The organism is Streptomyces sp. SCSIO ZS0520, assembly GCF_025643355.1.
Lineage (GTDB): Bacteria > Actinomycetota > Actinomycetes > Streptomycetales > Streptomycetaceae > Streptomyces > Streptomyces physcomitrii.
The window spans coordinates 3,806,666-3,819,272 of sequence record NZ_CP092644.1; the positions used below are offsets into that span (position 1 = coordinate 3,806,666).

A 12,607-nucleotide genomic window follows, 5' to 3' on the forward strand; every position below is an offset into this window, starting at 1 on the left:
GGTGCGCGTGGTGCGGGTGGGTGCCCGCGTGGGGCGGCGGGCGCGGCTCGGCGGGGCCGCACGGTGCTGCCGTGCCGGCCCCGCCGGGCGTACCGGTAACGAACTCCCCTGTCCTACGCGGGAGTTCGCCACCGGCAGCCGGTCTTCCGGTGCCTGAGGGCGGCCGCGGCTACTTGATGGCGGTCAGCAGCGGCAGGATCTCGTCGATCGCGTACGGGATCGACAGGACGGTGTTGAAGGAGAAGGCCGCGCCGATGTCGGGGCCCTGGTAGGGCACGAACAGGTCGCGCTTTTCCTGGTGGACCTTCAGCTTCTTGTAGAGCGCCTCGCCCTGGATGCGCTCGTCGGCCTCGGTGCTGGAGGTGACCCAGACCAGCCGGTCGGTGTCCAGGACGCTCAGCTTCTCGGCGCTCAACTCGGCCGCGTTCATGCCGGGTTGGGCGAGCTTGTCGACCTCGGGCTTGAGCTTGAAGCCGAACTCCTCGAAGAAGATCGCCTTCGGGTCGGTCTTGGTGAAGGCGCTGTACTTGCCCGCCTCGAAGCTGTCCGCGACGGCCAGCGTCATCTTGGCGAACTCGGGGTGCTCGGTGCGCACCTTCTTGAACCGCGCGTCGATGCCCTTGATCAGCTTCTCGGTCTCGGCGTCCTTGCCGAGCGACTTGCCGATCTGACGGGTCATCACCTTCCAGGGGGCGGCGTAGTCCGGGTGCCCCTTGGGCTGCGCGACGACCTTGGTGAACTTGGAGAGCGTCTCGTACTGCTCCTTCTTCATGCCGGAGTACTGGGCGATGACCAGGTCCGGCTTGAGGGAGGCGATCTTCTCCATGTTGAACTCGTCGCGCTCGCCGACGATCTGCGGCGTCTCGGAGCCCCACTTCGCCTTGGTCCAGGGCCACTTGCCGTACGGGCGCTCCTTGAACCAGTCCACCGAGCCGACCGGCTTGATGCCGAGCGCGAGCACGGTGTCCTGGTCCGAGAGGCCGAGGGTGACGACCTTCTCCGGCGCCTTGTCGATCTTCGTGGAGCCGTACTTGTGCTCCACGGTGACCGGGAAGGCCCCCGAACTGGAGCCGCCCTTGGGGTCCTTGGACCCCTCGGAGCCGGAGTCGTCGGAGCCGCCCCCGCAGGCGGTCAGCGCGAGCGCGGCGGTCACGGCCACGGCCGCTTTCGGGAGGTATCTCGCGAACCGCGTCAGCACGGGTGTGCCTTGGGACACGTTGTTTCCTTTCGGGGAGTTCACTGCGCCGCCGGGCTGCCGGACGGCAGCGCGAGCGGGCGGCGCGCGGCGGTGAGAGTAGCCCCGGCGCGCGGGGCGGCTCTCCAGGGGGTGGTGGTGCTGCGGGGGGCTGCGGCTCAGCGAGGTGCCGGGCCGGGCGGCTCGGCGGACCCGTGGGGACGGTGAACCAGGAGGCGGGGCACGCCGGTTGGGCGGTGCGCCCCGGAAGGACAGCGGGGGTCAGCGCGCGGTGCTGATGCCGTCCACGACCGGACGGGCCTCGTCGGAGGCGGACTTCAGGCCCCGCTCCAGGATCGAGTCGAGGATCTCGCCGACCCGGATCGCGGTGTTGGACAGCAGCGAGGAGGTGATGCCGTGGGTGTGCTCGGTGCCGCCCTGGAGGTAGATGCCGCAGCGCAGCGCGGGATCGGTCGCCACCCGGTAGTCGCGCTCGACCCGGACCCGGCCGGCCTCGTCGCGCCGGCAGCGCTCGGCGACCTCACCGAGCAGGGCCAGACCGTCGGCGGGCTCGTACCCCGTGGCGTACACCACCACATCGGCGTCCAGCGGCGTCTTCTCGCCGGTGACCAGGGACTCGACGGTGGCGCGGACCTTGTCGGGCCCGGCCAGCACCTCGGTGAGCCGGGAGACGTTGTGGAAGCGCAGCCGCTCGGTGCCGAGCACACTCTCCCGGTAGGCCTGCTTGTAGAGGTCGTCGATCAAGTCGATGTCCACCACGGCGTAGTTGGTGTTGCCGTGGTAGTCCATCAGCTTGCGCTTGACCGCCTCCGGCGCGGTGAAGTAGTCGTCCACCGCGGCCGGGTCGAAGATCCGGTTGGCGAAGGCGCTGTCGTCGGCGGGGCTGTAGCCGTAGCGCGAGAAGACGGCGCAGACCTCGGCGGTGGGGAAGCGGCGGTGCAGATAGGCCACGTTCTCCGCGGCGCTCTGCCCGGCGCCGACGACCAGGAAGCGGGTGGGCTCGGTGCCCTCCAGGGCGTCCACCTTCCGCAGCAGGTCGGAGGTGTGCCAGATCCGCTCGCCGCGGGCGACGCCCTCGGGCATCTTGGGGGTGAGCCCGGTGCCGACGACGAGGTTGCGGGCCCGGTGGACGACCAGCTCCTCGCCGCAGCGGGAGGTCACGTCCAGGTACTCGACGACGCCGTCCCGCTCCACCGGCTCGACGGAGACCACCTGGTGCCCGTACGAGACCATGTCGTCGGCCTTGGCCGCGGCCCACTCGAAGTAGTCGTGGAACTCCACCCGCAGCGGGAAGAGGTTCTTGTGGTTGACGAAGTCGACCAGACGCCCCTTGCTCTGCAGATAGCACAGGAAGCTGTACTCGCTGGCCGGGTTGCGCAGTGTCACCAGGTCCTTGAGGAAGGACACCTGCATGGTCGCGTCGTCGATCAGCATGCCGCGGTGCCAGCCGAAGTTCGGCTGCCGCTCGAAGAAGTGAGCAGTGACCGCCTCCTGCCTTCCGACGCGTGCGTTGTGCTCGCTGAGCGCGATCGCCATGGCCACGTTGGAGGGGCCGAAGCCGATCCCTATGAGGTCGTGGATCAACGGTGCATCGTCGCCAGGAAGAGCCTGAGACATGTCACTCCCATCATGCGGGCAGCCGCTTTCGGCGCGGGGGAAGGGGGCATGCGTCCGAGGGCATGGCGGCTCGACACCGCACACCCCCGGGACTTAGGTAAGCCTAAGCTTAACCTCGTGGAGTGTCGACGGGACAAACCGGTCAAGCGGCACGGCCGGACGTGAACTCCGCCTCAGTCACGCGGCATTGCAGGCTAAGGTAAGCCTTGCTTTACTGGGCGCCGACCAATCCCTGCCCAGAGGAGGAACCCCCCATGCGGGTCGTCATGTTCGGATATCAGACCTGGGGGCACCGCACCCTGCGAGCCCTTCTGGACTCCGAACACGACGTCGTCATGGTGGTGACCCACCCCAAGAGCGAGCACGCCTACGAGAAGATCTGGAGCGACTCGGTCGCCGACCTCGCCGAGGAGAACGGCGTCCCGGTCCTGATCCGCAACCGCCCCGACGACGAGGAGCTGTTCGCCCGGCTGAAGGAAGCCGACCCGGACATCATCGTCGCCAACAACTGGCGCACCTGGATCCCGCCGCGCATCTTCGGCCTGCCCCGCCACGGCACCCTGAACGTCCACGACTCGCTGCTGCCGAAGTACGCGGGCTTCTCCCCGCTGATCTGGGCGCTGATCAACGGCGAGCCCGAAGTCGGCGTCACCGCCCACATGATGGACGACACCCTGGACGCCGGGGACATCGTCCTCCAGCAGGCGGTGGAGGTCGGCCCGCGGGACACCGCCACCGACCTCTTCCACAAGACCGTCGAGCTGATCGCCCCGGTCACCACCGGCGCGCTCGCCCGGATCGCCGCGGGCGAGAGCGAGTTCACCCGGCAGGACCGGTCCCAGGCCAGCTTCTTCCACAAGCGCGCCGCCGAGGACAGCCGCCTCGACTGGACCTGGCCCGCGGCGGACCTGGACCGCCTGGTGCGCGCCCAGTCCGCCCCGTACCCGAGCGCGTACACCTTCCACAAGGGCAAGCGGCTCGACGTGCTCACCGCCCAGGTCTCCGAGGGCCGTTACGGCGGCACCCCCGGGCGGATCTTCTACCGCGAGGGCGAGGGCGTGGTGATCGTCGCCGGGGCGGACGCACGCACCGGGCGCAACCACGGGCTCGCGATCACCCGGGTCCGCACCGAGGACGGCCGCGAGCTGCCCGCCACCGAGTACTTCACCGCGATGGGCGGCTATCTCGTCAACCGCCCCTGACCGGCACCGGAACGGGCCGACGCGTCCGAGCCCCGGCACGCTTCCCGGAGGAGGCGGGCCGGGGCTCGACGCGTGATCGGCGCGGGCGGGGCGCCGGGCGCGGGCGGGCCGGGGCGGCTACTTCGCCGGGGCCTGGGCGAGCCGCATGCTCAGGCGCAGCGGCGGGTCCTCGGGGCTGCGGGACCAGGCGAGGGCGGTCACCTCGGCGCTCTCGTCCGCGGCCAGCCAGTCGGCCGCGGCCTGCAGGACCTCGGCGGAGCGGGCGCCGCCGAGGTTGACCGTGTTGGGTGCGGTGACGGCCACCCACAGGCCCACGTGCTCATCGGCGAAGAGGCCCGCTCTGGCCCGGAGTTCGTCCGTGAAGTCGAGTTCCACTTGCTCGGTCAGGGGCTGCATCGAAGTCCTCTCGTTCGCCGTGCCCGCCGCCTCGGCGGCCCATCGGCACGGTTTCGCCGCACCGTACTCGGTGCCGCGGGGTCAGGTACGAAGTCAGGCCACCCCCAGGGGGGTGGTGCCGGGCGCTCAAGGGCCCGGAGTCGCGGGCAGGTCCCGCGGAAGGCCTGCGGGGCGGGTCCCGCGGAAGGTCAGAAGGGCAGCTTGCCGCGGCCCCGTCGGCCGGCCGAGCCGCTGCGGCCCACCGCCTTCTGGCTGCTGCGGAAGGGCTTGCTCAGCAGGCGGCCGAGCGGGCCCGGCGCCTTGCCGCCGGTCCGGGTGCCCAGGCCGAGGGCCTTCTGGGTGCCCCGCTCCGGGTGCCGCGAGAGGCGCGGCATCAGGAAGGCGAGGACGAGCAGAACCAGGCAGATGCCCACAATTCCGATAATGATCATGATGTCCGTCCTCTCTCACGGCTCCGCTGGCTACTGTGTGCCGGGCGAACCGTTGCCGTTCGGCATTCATCGGCTGCCCCCGCCGCGTACCCGGAAACAAGACGGACCGCGGGCGGATCGCGCCCCACCCTCTCCCCGAAGAAGCCCGAGGACCGCATGACCAGTACCGAGACCCCGCCCGGAACCGAGATAAGACGCCGCCTGGAGCGGCTGATCGGCATCGCGGCGACCGAGGGCAACAGCGTCCGGCCGCTGCGCAACGGCGACGAGATCTTCCCCGCGATGCTGGCGGCCATCCGCGCCGCCGAGCACACCGTCGACATGATGACCTTCGTCTACTGGACCGGCGGCATCGCCCGCGAGTTCGCCGAGGCCCTCGCCGACCGGGCCCGCGCCGGACTGCGGGTGCGGCTGCTGCTCGACGGCTTCGGCAGCCGCCTCATCGAGCAGGACCAGCTCGATCTGATGGCGCGCGCCGGGGTGGACGTCTCCTGGTTCCGGCGGCCCGCCTGGATCTCCCCGCTGAAGCAGAACCACCGCTGCCACCGCAAGGTCCTGGTGGTCGACGAGCGGCAGGCCTTCACCGGCGGCGTCGGCATCGCCGAGGAGTGGTGCGGCGACGCCCGCGGGCCGAAGGAGTGGCGGGACACCCATGTGGAGGTCCGGGGCCCCGCCGTGGACGGGCTGGCCGCCGCCTTCGCGCAGAACTGGGCCGAGTGCCACGAGACCCTCTTCGACTCCCGGGACCGCTTCGTCGAACTGCCCCCGGCCGGGGACGCGGTGGTGCAGGTGGTCCGCGGCTCGGCGAGCTTCGGCTGGCAGGACATGCAGACCCTGCTCCGGGTGGTCCTGGAGTCCGCCGAGCGCCGGTTCCGGCTCGCCACCGCCTACTTCGCGCCGGACCACTACTTCGTCGAGCTGCTGTGCGCCACCGCCCGGCGCGGGGTCGAGGTGGAGATCCTGCTGCCGGGCCCGTACACCGACAAGCGGGTCTGCCAGCTCGCCGGACAGCACCACTACGGGGCGCTGCTCGACTGCGGGGTGAGCATCTGGCAGTACCAGCCGACGATGCTGCACACCAAGGTGATCACCGTGGACGGAGAGGTCTCGCTGGTCGGCTCGACCAACTTCAACCGCCGCTCCCTGGACCACGACGAGGAGGTCATGCTCGCCGTCATCGACTCCGGGCTGACCGCCACCCTCGACGCGCACTTCGCGGAGGACCTCGGCAACAGCGCCCGGATCGACCCCGCGCGCTGGCGCACGCGCCCGCTCGCGCAGCGCGCCCGGGAGCTCGCGGTACGCCCGATCCGCCGCTACCTCTGAGGCGGCCGGTGAGGCGGCGGGCCCGGCGCCGCGGTCCGTGCGCGGTCTGGCATGGACACGACGACAGTGTTTGAATCACCCGTCACCGCACGACCGCCGGGCGGCCGCGGACGCGTCCCCACGCGGCCGCCGCCCCCGACGGCTCTCCCGCCCCCCACACCCGGAGACTCGTGAGACTCCTGACCCCCGCCCGTGTCACCCTCGCCGCCGCCCTCGGCACCTGCGCGGTCCTGCTGAGCGCGCCGCCCTCCCCGGCCGCCTCCGGCGCGCAGCCGCGGCTCGCCGCCGACACGGTCACTGTGTACCCGCCGATCCAGGGCGCCTCCACCTGGGACCGGTTCGGCGAGGCACCGCCCTCCTCCCACCACCGGGTCTTCTCCAACTGGGGCTATCTGAACGACTGGGCGGTGGACATCTACCAGAACCCGGGCGCCACCGTGGTCTCCCCCTTCGGCAGCAAGACCGCGGCCGGGAACCCGGTCTCGGTGCACGTGGTCACCGTCGCCCCCGGCTGCGCCACCGGCGACCTCGCCGACGGCGGCTGGCGCATCGGCCTGGAGGCGGTCGACGACGCCACCGGCACGGTGGTGGGCCGGGCGGACGTGATGCACGTCGACCAGAAGCCCGAGGAGATCGCGGTGGGCGCGACCGTGGGCCCCTGGACCCGCCTCGGGCAGACCGGCCGCTTCCGCTACTCCTCCTGCTACCAGGTCAACGGCGACACCGGCGCCCACATCCACCTCGAAGTGATCAACAAGACCAAGTACTCCTGCTACATCGGCCACGCCGCGGGCACCGGACTCGGCGACGAGACCGCCGTCGGCCGGGTGGGAACCGAGAACTCCGGCCCCCAGCAGGTCTGTTAGGGCAGGTCAGGCGGGAGCGGGCTCGTCCGGAGCAGCTCAGGAGCAGGCCTGTCCGGCGGGAGCGGGCGGCCCGGCTCCTGGCGCCGGGTCCCGCCGCGCGGCGCCCCGGGCGCAGAGGCACCACCCCGGGGCGCGGGAGCGCAGAGGCGCGCGAGAGCGCAGAGGCATGCGAGAGCGCAGAGGCATGCGAGAGCGCAGAGGCATGCGGAAGCGGCCGCCGGATGCGCGGGAGCGCCGCCGGGCGCGCGGGCTCAGTCCAGCGGCAGGAAGAGGCTGATCTGCTTGCCGCCGCCGGGCAGCAGGCGCAGGGTGATCTCCTGGGCGAGGCGGCAGATCAGCGGCCAGCCGTAGCCGCCGGGCAGCAGGTCGCGGGGCTCGCTGCGCAGCCGGGGCAGCTCGGCGCTGCGGTCCTGGGCGGTGAGCCGCAGGCCGCCGGGGGCCAGTTCGGCCCGGAAGCCGGTCAGTCCGCCGCCGTGGACGAGCGCGTTGGTCACCAGCTCCGAGGTGACCAGGAGGGCGTCGGTGGAGGACTGCCGGGCGGCAGCCGAACCGGTCAGATACCTGTCGTAGAGCAGGAATTCGACCTCCTGACGGGCCTCCGCGGCGCTCGCGGGCACCGCCCGGCCTCGCTGCGGCACCACCGTCACCTCACCCGTACACATGCGCTCCCCCGTCATGCCGCTCTCCCCTGCTCGTCTCCGCGGCCCCAGGCCCGGTCCGGCTGTCTCCCCGGTCCGCGGACCGGCCGCGTCCCCCGTTGCCACGGCTGCCCCGGCAGCCCCGGCCGCTCTCACCCGACTCACCGGATCCACCGGACTCACTGCTCCGCGCCGAAGAGATCCATGGCCTCGTCCACGCTCCCCGCGACGGTGAAGAAGGTCAGCGTCCCGGTGACCTGGAAGAGCCGCTGCACGATGTCCGAGAAGGGCCCGGCGAGCACCAGGGAGCCGCCCTCGGCGCGGTGCGCGCGCTGGGCGTCCAGGAGCAGGTGCAGGATCGTCGAGTCCGCGAAGCCCGTGCCCGAGAGGTCGAGCACGAGGTGCTCGGTGCCCTCGGGACGCTCCCGCAGGACCTTCTCCAGGGCGCCCCCGTTGTCGTAGTCCACATCGCCGCGGACCGCCACCAGCAGGACGCGTTCCCCGGAAGCCCGGGTGACATCGGACGTCACGATCTCCGGATCGCCGTACATGCTCTCCCCAAGCCCCGACCGCTCACCGTGGGCACGGTCCGGCCCAGGTACCGAAATATTCGCATGTCCCACCGGCCCGCCGGACCGGCCCGGCGCCGCTCAGACGCGCGGCGACTCGTCGATCAGGAGCTGCCTGCGCAGCCGGCCCAGCGTGCGGGTCAGCAGCCGCGAGACCTGCATCTGCGAGACGCCGATCCGCTCCCCGATCTGCGCCTGGGTCAGCTCCTCGGCGAACCGCATCCGCAGGATCTCCTGCTCCCGCGGGGCCAGTTCGGCAAGGAGCGGGCCGAGCGCGTGGCAGTTCTCGATCAGCTCGTACGCGGGGTCCTCGCCGCCGACCATCTCGCTCAGCGGGCGGTCCGCGCGGTGCATCCCCTCGGAGCCGATCGGGGCGTCCAGGGACTGGGTGTGGTAGCCGTTGGCCGCGCGCTGCGCCTCGGCGACCTCCTTCTCCGGGATCTGCATGACCTCGGCCAGCTCCGCGGTGCGCGGGGCGCGGCCGAGCAGGGCGATCAAGTCGTCCTGGGCGCGGGCGAGTTCCTGGCGCCGCTCCTGGAGCCTGCGCGGCACGTGCAGCGCCCAGGTGGCGTCCCGGAAGAACCGCTTGATCTCGCCGGTGATGTACGGCATCGCGAAGGTGACGAACTCCACCTCGCGGCTCAGGTCGAAGCGGTCGATGGCCTTGATCATCCCGATCATGCCGACCTGGACCATGTCCTCGGTCTCCACGGCGCCGCTGCGGAAGCGCCGGACCCCGAAGTGCACGAGTCCCATGTTGAGTTCGATCAGGGTGTTGCGCGCGTACTGGTACTCGGGCGTGCCCTCCTCCAGTTCGCGGAGCCGGGCGAAGAAGAGGCGGCTCAGCTCACGGGCGTCCGCGGGTGCCGTGCTGCGCGGGTCGTCGACGACCGGCAGCGCCTCGCGCACTCCCGCCTCGCCGTCAGTGAGGACCTGCCCGGCACGTGTCTCGCTGATCACCATGGTGCTGCTCCGTTCGCGACCGTCCAATCGATCTCTGCATCCGTTGTGCCCCCGAGTCGCCCGATGATGCATGTGAGCCAGGTCTCATCTTCCGGGGCGCCAGACCCCAACAGGCGCCCGCATTCCGGGCATTCGGTACGCGGATTCCGTGCGGCCTGCGGTACGGGGCCTCTCGTACGGGACCTCTCGTACGGGCTCTGGTACGCGGACCTCAGCCGGGCGGCGGGTCCGGCTCCTCGCCCGTCAGATGGGCCAGCGTGCCGGTGACCCGCAGCAGGCGCTCGAAGGCGGGCGGGCGCTCGTCCAGGTGCAGCCGGACCCGGGCGGCGGTGCACTCGCGGTGCACCATCAACAGCGCGGACAGGCCCATCGAGTCGCAGCTGTCCAGGGAGGCGAAGTCCAGTCGCAGCGTGGTGAGTTCGGGGTGCCCGGCGAGCAGTCCGCGCGCCTCGGCGAGCAGTTCGTCGGCGGTCTCGTAGTCGAGTTCGCCCGTGACGCTCAGGCGGACGTGCCGCGGGCCCTCGGTATGGGACCGCAGCGCGAAGGCGGGGGTCGGCAGAGAGGTCATACGGGCTCTTCGGTCTCCGGGTGGTTCTCGGTGGTACGGCCGCGGCTTCCGTCCGCGGTGCCGCGGGCGGCGGCCAGGGACTTCAGCCCGGCGGCGAGGATGCGGTTGCTGCGCGGGAAGTCCTGGAGGATCCCGGCGAGCAGCTCCAGCGCCGGATCGAGCGAACGGTCGGGCACGCCACGGGAGTTGAGCACCCCGGCCGTCCAGACCAGGAAGTCACCGAAGAGCCGGTCGTCGTCGGTGTAGAGGGCCGCGGCCAGGAAGTCGACCACATGCGCCAGGTCCTCGGCGGTGCGCTGCCGCTGCGCGCTGCCGTACTCCGCCATCGCCGGGAAGCGCGTCTCCAGACCGCCCATGACCTGCCGGACGAGCCGGGGCCGCGTCCGGCCGACCATGGTGTACTCCTGGTCCGCCAGATACGGCAGCGCGTCCACCGGCTGGCCCGCGCCCTTGGGCACCGGCCGCGGCAGCCCGGCGGCGAGCAGCCCGGCCGCGCCCCGGGCGTCCGGCGCCCAGGCGTCCGCGCCGATCAGCCGGGCGTACTGCCCCTCGGCGCCGAAGGCGGCCCCGCCGACCAGGACCGGGACGCCGATGGCCTGGCAGGCGGTGACGGCGGCGTGCGCGGTGGGCAGCCGGGTGGCCAGCGAGGAGGAGAGGGCGACCGCGTCGGGGCCGGTGGTGTGCAGATGGTCCACCAGGTGGGCGGAGGGCACGTGCGCGCCGAGGAAGTCGACCTCCCAGCCGCGCAGCCGCAGCACCTCCGCGAGCAGCCGGGCGGGCAGCGCGTGCCACTCGCCGTCCACGCAGGCCACCGCCACCCGGCCGCGCGGGGCCCCGGGCCGGGCCGCCGGGTGCGCCGAAAGCGCCCCGACCACCCGGTCGTTGAGGGCGGTCGCGGCGTGCTCCTCGGCCACCGTCATCCGGTTCCCGGCCCACTCGCGCCCGACCCGCGCCTGCACCGGGGCGATCACGTCGAGCAGGACGGACTCCAGGTCGTACCCCTGCTCCAGGGGCGCGTGCACGGCCGCGACGGCGCCCTCGGCGTCCCGGACGCGGACGGCGTCCCACAGCCGGGTACGGGCCGCTTCGAGGCCGTCGGCCCCGGCGGGCGGGGAGTGCGGGGCCCCGGCCGGCCCCGCCGTGCGCGGACCGGTGCTCATCGCCCGGCCCGCTCGCCGGGGCCGCCGCCCGGGTAGGGGGCGGTGACGGCGACGACCGCCATGTCGTCCTTGCGCCCGCCGCCGGTCCACTGGGCGGCGAGCATCTGGACCCGCTCGACCACCGCCTCGGCGGGCATGCCCCCGCACTCGGTGAGGGCCTCCTGCAGGCGCTCCTCACCGAAGAGTTCGTCCCCGAAGGGGCCGCCGCGCGCCTCGGTGATCCCGTCCGTGTAGAGCAGGCAGGTCTCGCCGGGCGCGAGGCTGACCTCGGCGGTGACGCTGCGCACCGCGGGCAGCACGCCGACCAGGCTGCCGTGGGTGTCCGCGGGCTCCACCCGGCCGTCCGCGCGCACCAGCAGCGGCGCCGGGTGCCCGGCACTGGTCAGCCGCAGCCGCACCCGCTCGCCGTCCCGTACCGCGGAGGCGAGCACGAGGGTGGCGAAGCGGGTGTCCTGGAGGCTGAGCAGGGCGTCGTTGAGCAGGTTGAGCACCCGGTCGTGGTCGCCCGCGAGCGGCAGCAGGGCGTGCAGGGTGTTGCGGATCTTGCCGGTGAGCACCGCGGCGTCGAGCCCCTTGCCGCAGACGTCGCCGAGCACCACGAAGGACTCCTCGTCCTCGGCGCCGCCCGGGTGCACGTCGTAGAAGTCGCCGCCGACCCGCTCGCGGTGCTCGGCGGCGCGGTAGCCGCCCGCGAACTCCACCCCGTGCACCTGGTGCAGCCGCGGCGGCAGCAGGTCCCGCATCAGGGTGCGGGTGACGCGGGCCTGCTCGGAGTAGAGGGAGGCGGCGGAGAGCGCGGCCCCGGCCCGGGTCGCGAAGAGCCGGGCGAAGGTCTCCTCGCCGTCGCTGAAGGCGGCGGGCCCGCTGCGGCGCAGCAGGATCAGCGCGCCCGCGGGCACCCCGTGCCCCGGCAGCGGCGTGACCACCACCGAGCCGACCGGCCCCGCGAAGCCCTCGGGCACCGCCCAGTCGGGCAGGGCGCCCGGGTCGATCCAGCGCGAGGGCACCGGCGGGAAGCCCTGGAGCGCCTCGCGCAGCCCCGGCACGTCCTCCGCCTGCGCACCGAGCCGCCGGAAGGTGACCTCGCCGGAGGAGTCCGCGTAGGTCACCGGCAGCCACCGGCCGCTCGCCGGGGCGACGACCACGGCTGCGTCGGCGAGGTGGCGGGCGCTGAGCCGCGCGATGGTCTCCATGGAGCGGTCGACGTTGAGGGAGGCGAGCAGTTCGTCCGAGGCGCTCGCGAGGAAGTCGGAGCGCTCCCGCTCGTCCCGCAGCGCGGTCCGCGCCGCCCGCTCCTCGGTGTCGTCCAGCAGCCACCAGACGGTCTCCCCGCCGTCGCCGCCGGTCGCGTACGCGGCGAAGCTGCGCTCCCCGACCCGGCCGCCGACCGGGCCGGACCGCGGCACGGGCCCGGGTGCGCGGTGCGCCTCGGCGAGCCAGTGCAGTCCGGTGTCGGTGAGCGCGGTGCCGGGGCGGGCCCCGGCGAGGAGGAGTTCCGCGGCGCCGTTGAGGTCCGCGAGGTCGCCGCCGCCGGTGGCGACGACGACGGGGCACGGCGCGTTCCGCCAGGCCTGTGCCGGACCGGAGGGGGCCCGGTCCACATCCTGGGAACCGCTGCTTGATGCCTGCAATGGGGTCGCCCCGTAGCCGGGGGCTGCCGCCTTCCGTAAGAGGGG

The 12,607-nt window shown here is 72.9% G+C and carries 13 protein-coding genes; 3 read left to right on the forward strand and 10 right to left on the reverse strand.

Annotated elements, in window-relative coordinates; all coding sequences use genetic code 11:
- Positions 1-169 precede the first annotated feature (169 nt).
- A complete protein-coding gene (locus tag MID12_RS14605) occupies positions 170-1,159 on the reverse strand; it encodes an iron-siderophore ABC transporter substrate-binding protein (RefSeq protein WP_263167627.1) in 990 nt (329 codons plus the stop codon).
- Between the two features lie 297 nt (positions 1,160-1,456).
- Positions 1,457-2,812: a lysine N(6)-hydroxylase/L-ornithine N(5)-oxygenase family protein gene (locus MID12_RS14610; protein ID WP_263167629.1), complete on the reverse strand. Its 1,356-nt coding sequence runs from the start codon at positions 2,810-2,812 to the stop codon at positions 1,457-1,459.
- Between the two features lie 254 nt (positions 2,813-3,066).
- Between MID12_RS14610 and MID12_RS14615 the strand changes: the two genes are divergently transcribed.
- On the forward strand, positions 3,067-4,014 hold the full coding sequence (locus MID12_RS14615) for a methionyl-tRNA formyltransferase (protein ID WP_263167631.1): 948 nt from the start codon (positions 3,067-3,069) through the stop codon (positions 4,012-4,014).
- A 117-nt stretch (positions 4,015-4,131) separates the two neighbouring features.
- Here the strand turns inward: MID12_RS14615 and MID12_RS14620 are convergent, their stop codons facing one another.
- A complete protein-coding gene (locus MID12_RS14620) occupies positions 4,132-4,410 on the reverse strand; it encodes a hypothetical protein (RefSeq protein WP_040250796.1) in 279 nt (92 codons plus the stop codon).
- A gap of 188 nt (positions 4,411-4,598) precedes the next feature.
- Positions 4,599-4,841 carry a DUF6411 family protein gene (locus tag MID12_RS14625; RefSeq protein WP_040250799.1) on the reverse strand — a complete coding sequence of 81 codons (243 nt, stop codon included), beginning with the start codon at positions 4,839-4,841 and terminating at the stop codon, positions 4,599-4,601.
- Between the two features lie 156 nt (positions 4,842-4,997).
- Here MID12_RS14625 and MID12_RS14630 point away from each other — a divergent pair, with 156 nt between their 5' ends.
- Together MID12_RS14630 and MID12_RS14635 are read left to right on the forward strand one after the other, a co-directional pair.
- Positions 4,998-6,167: a phospholipase D-like domain-containing protein gene (locus MID12_RS14630; protein WP_263167634.1), complete on the forward strand. Its 1,170-nt coding sequence runs from the start codon at positions 4,998-5,000 to the stop codon at positions 6,165-6,167.
- 170 nt (positions 6,168-6,337) lie between these two features.
- Positions 6,338-7,033 (forward strand): hypothetical protein, encoded by a 696-nt coding sequence (locus MID12_RS14635; protein ID WP_263167636.1) that lies wholly within the window; start codon positions 6,338-6,340, stop codon positions 7,031-7,033.
- A 251-nt stretch (positions 7,034-7,284) separates the two neighbouring features.
- Here the strand turns inward: MID12_RS14635 and MID12_RS14640 are convergent, their stop codons facing one another.
- The 6 genes from MID12_RS14640 to MID12_RS14665 form a co-directional block, all read right to left on the reverse strand.
- The gene (locus tag MID12_RS14640; protein WP_063778653.1) at positions 7,285-7,710 is read right to left on the reverse strand and encodes an ATP-binding protein; all 426 of its coding nucleotides are present in this window, start codon (positions 7,708-7,710) and stop codon (positions 7,285-7,287) included.
- A gap of 140 nt (positions 7,711-7,850) precedes the next feature.
- Positions 7,851-8,222, reverse strand: a complete 372-nt coding sequence (locus tag MID12_RS14645; RefSeq protein ID WP_040250808.1) for an STAS domain-containing protein — start codon at positions 8,220-8,222, stop codon at positions 7,851-7,853.
- 99 nt (positions 8,223-8,321) lie between these two features.
- On the reverse strand, positions 8,322-9,203 hold the full coding sequence (locus MID12_RS14650; protein ID WP_040250811.1) for a SigB/SigF/SigG family RNA polymerase sigma factor: 882 nt from the start codon (positions 9,201-9,203) through the stop codon (positions 8,322-8,324).
- 211 nt (positions 9,204-9,414) lie between these two features.
- Positions 9,415-9,771 (reverse strand): STAS domain-containing protein, encoded by a 357-nt coding sequence (locus MID12_RS14655; protein ID WP_040250814.1) that lies wholly within the window; start codon positions 9,769-9,771, stop codon positions 9,415-9,417.
- Entirely contained in the window at positions 9,768-10,931 is a 1,164-nt protein-coding gene (locus tag MID12_RS14660) for a B12-binding domain-containing protein (RefSeq protein WP_263167639.1), read from the reverse strand. Before MID12_RS14660 ends, MID12_RS14655 begins: the two co-directional genes overlap by 4 nt.
- Positions 10,928-12,562, reverse strand: coding sequence for a PP2C family protein-serine/threonine phosphatase (locus MID12_RS14665; RefSeq protein ID WP_052482349.1), 1,635 nt, complete (start codon positions 12,560-12,562; stop codon positions 10,928-10,930). The genes MID12_RS14660 and MID12_RS14665 overlap by 4 nt, the downstream gene beginning before the upstream one ends.
- Between the last annotated feature and the right edge of the window lie 45 nt (positions 12,563-12,607).

Excerpts from the sequence above, each read along its gene's own strand:
- MID12_RS14625 (WP_040250799.1), bottom strand. The coding sequence starts at position 4,841 with ATGATCATTATCGGAATTGTGGGCATCTGCCTGGTTCTGCTCGTCCTC.
- MID12_RS14615 (WP_263167631.1), top strand. The coding sequence starts at position 3,067 with ATGCGGGTCGTCATGTTCGGATATCAGACCTGGGGGCACCGCACCCTG.
- MID12_RS14645 (WP_040250808.1), bottom strand. The coding sequence starts at position 8,222 with ATGTACGGCGATCCGGAGATCGTGACGTCCGATGTCACCCGGGCTTCC.
- MID12_RS14650 (WP_040250811.1), bottom strand. The coding sequence starts at position 9,203 with ATGGTGATCAGCGAGACACGTGCCGGGCAGGTCCTCACTGACGGCGAG.
- MID12_RS14630 (WP_263167634.1), top strand. The coding sequence starts at position 4,998 with ATGACCAGTACCGAGACCCCGCCCGGAACCGAGATAAGACGCCGCCTG.
- MID12_RS14610 (WP_263167629.1), bottom strand. The coding sequence starts at position 2,812 with ATGTCTCAGGCTCTTCCTGGCGACGATGCACCGTTGATCCACGACCTC.
- MID12_RS14640 (WP_063778653.1), bottom strand. The coding sequence starts at position 7,710 with ATGACGGGGGAGCGCATGTGTACGGGTGAGGTGACGGTGGTGCCGCAG.
- MID12_RS14620 (WP_040250796.1), bottom strand. The coding sequence starts at position 4,410 with ATGCAGCCCCTGACCGAGCAAGTGGAACTCGACTTCACGGACGAACTC.
- MID12_RS14660 (WP_263167639.1), bottom strand. The coding sequence starts at position 10,931 with ATGAGCACCGGTCCGCGCACGGCGGGGCCGGCCGGGGCCCCGCACTCC.
- MID12_RS14655 (WP_040250814.1), bottom strand. The coding sequence starts at position 9,771 with ATGACCTCTCTGCCGACCCCCGCCTTCGCGCTGCGGTCCCATACCGAG.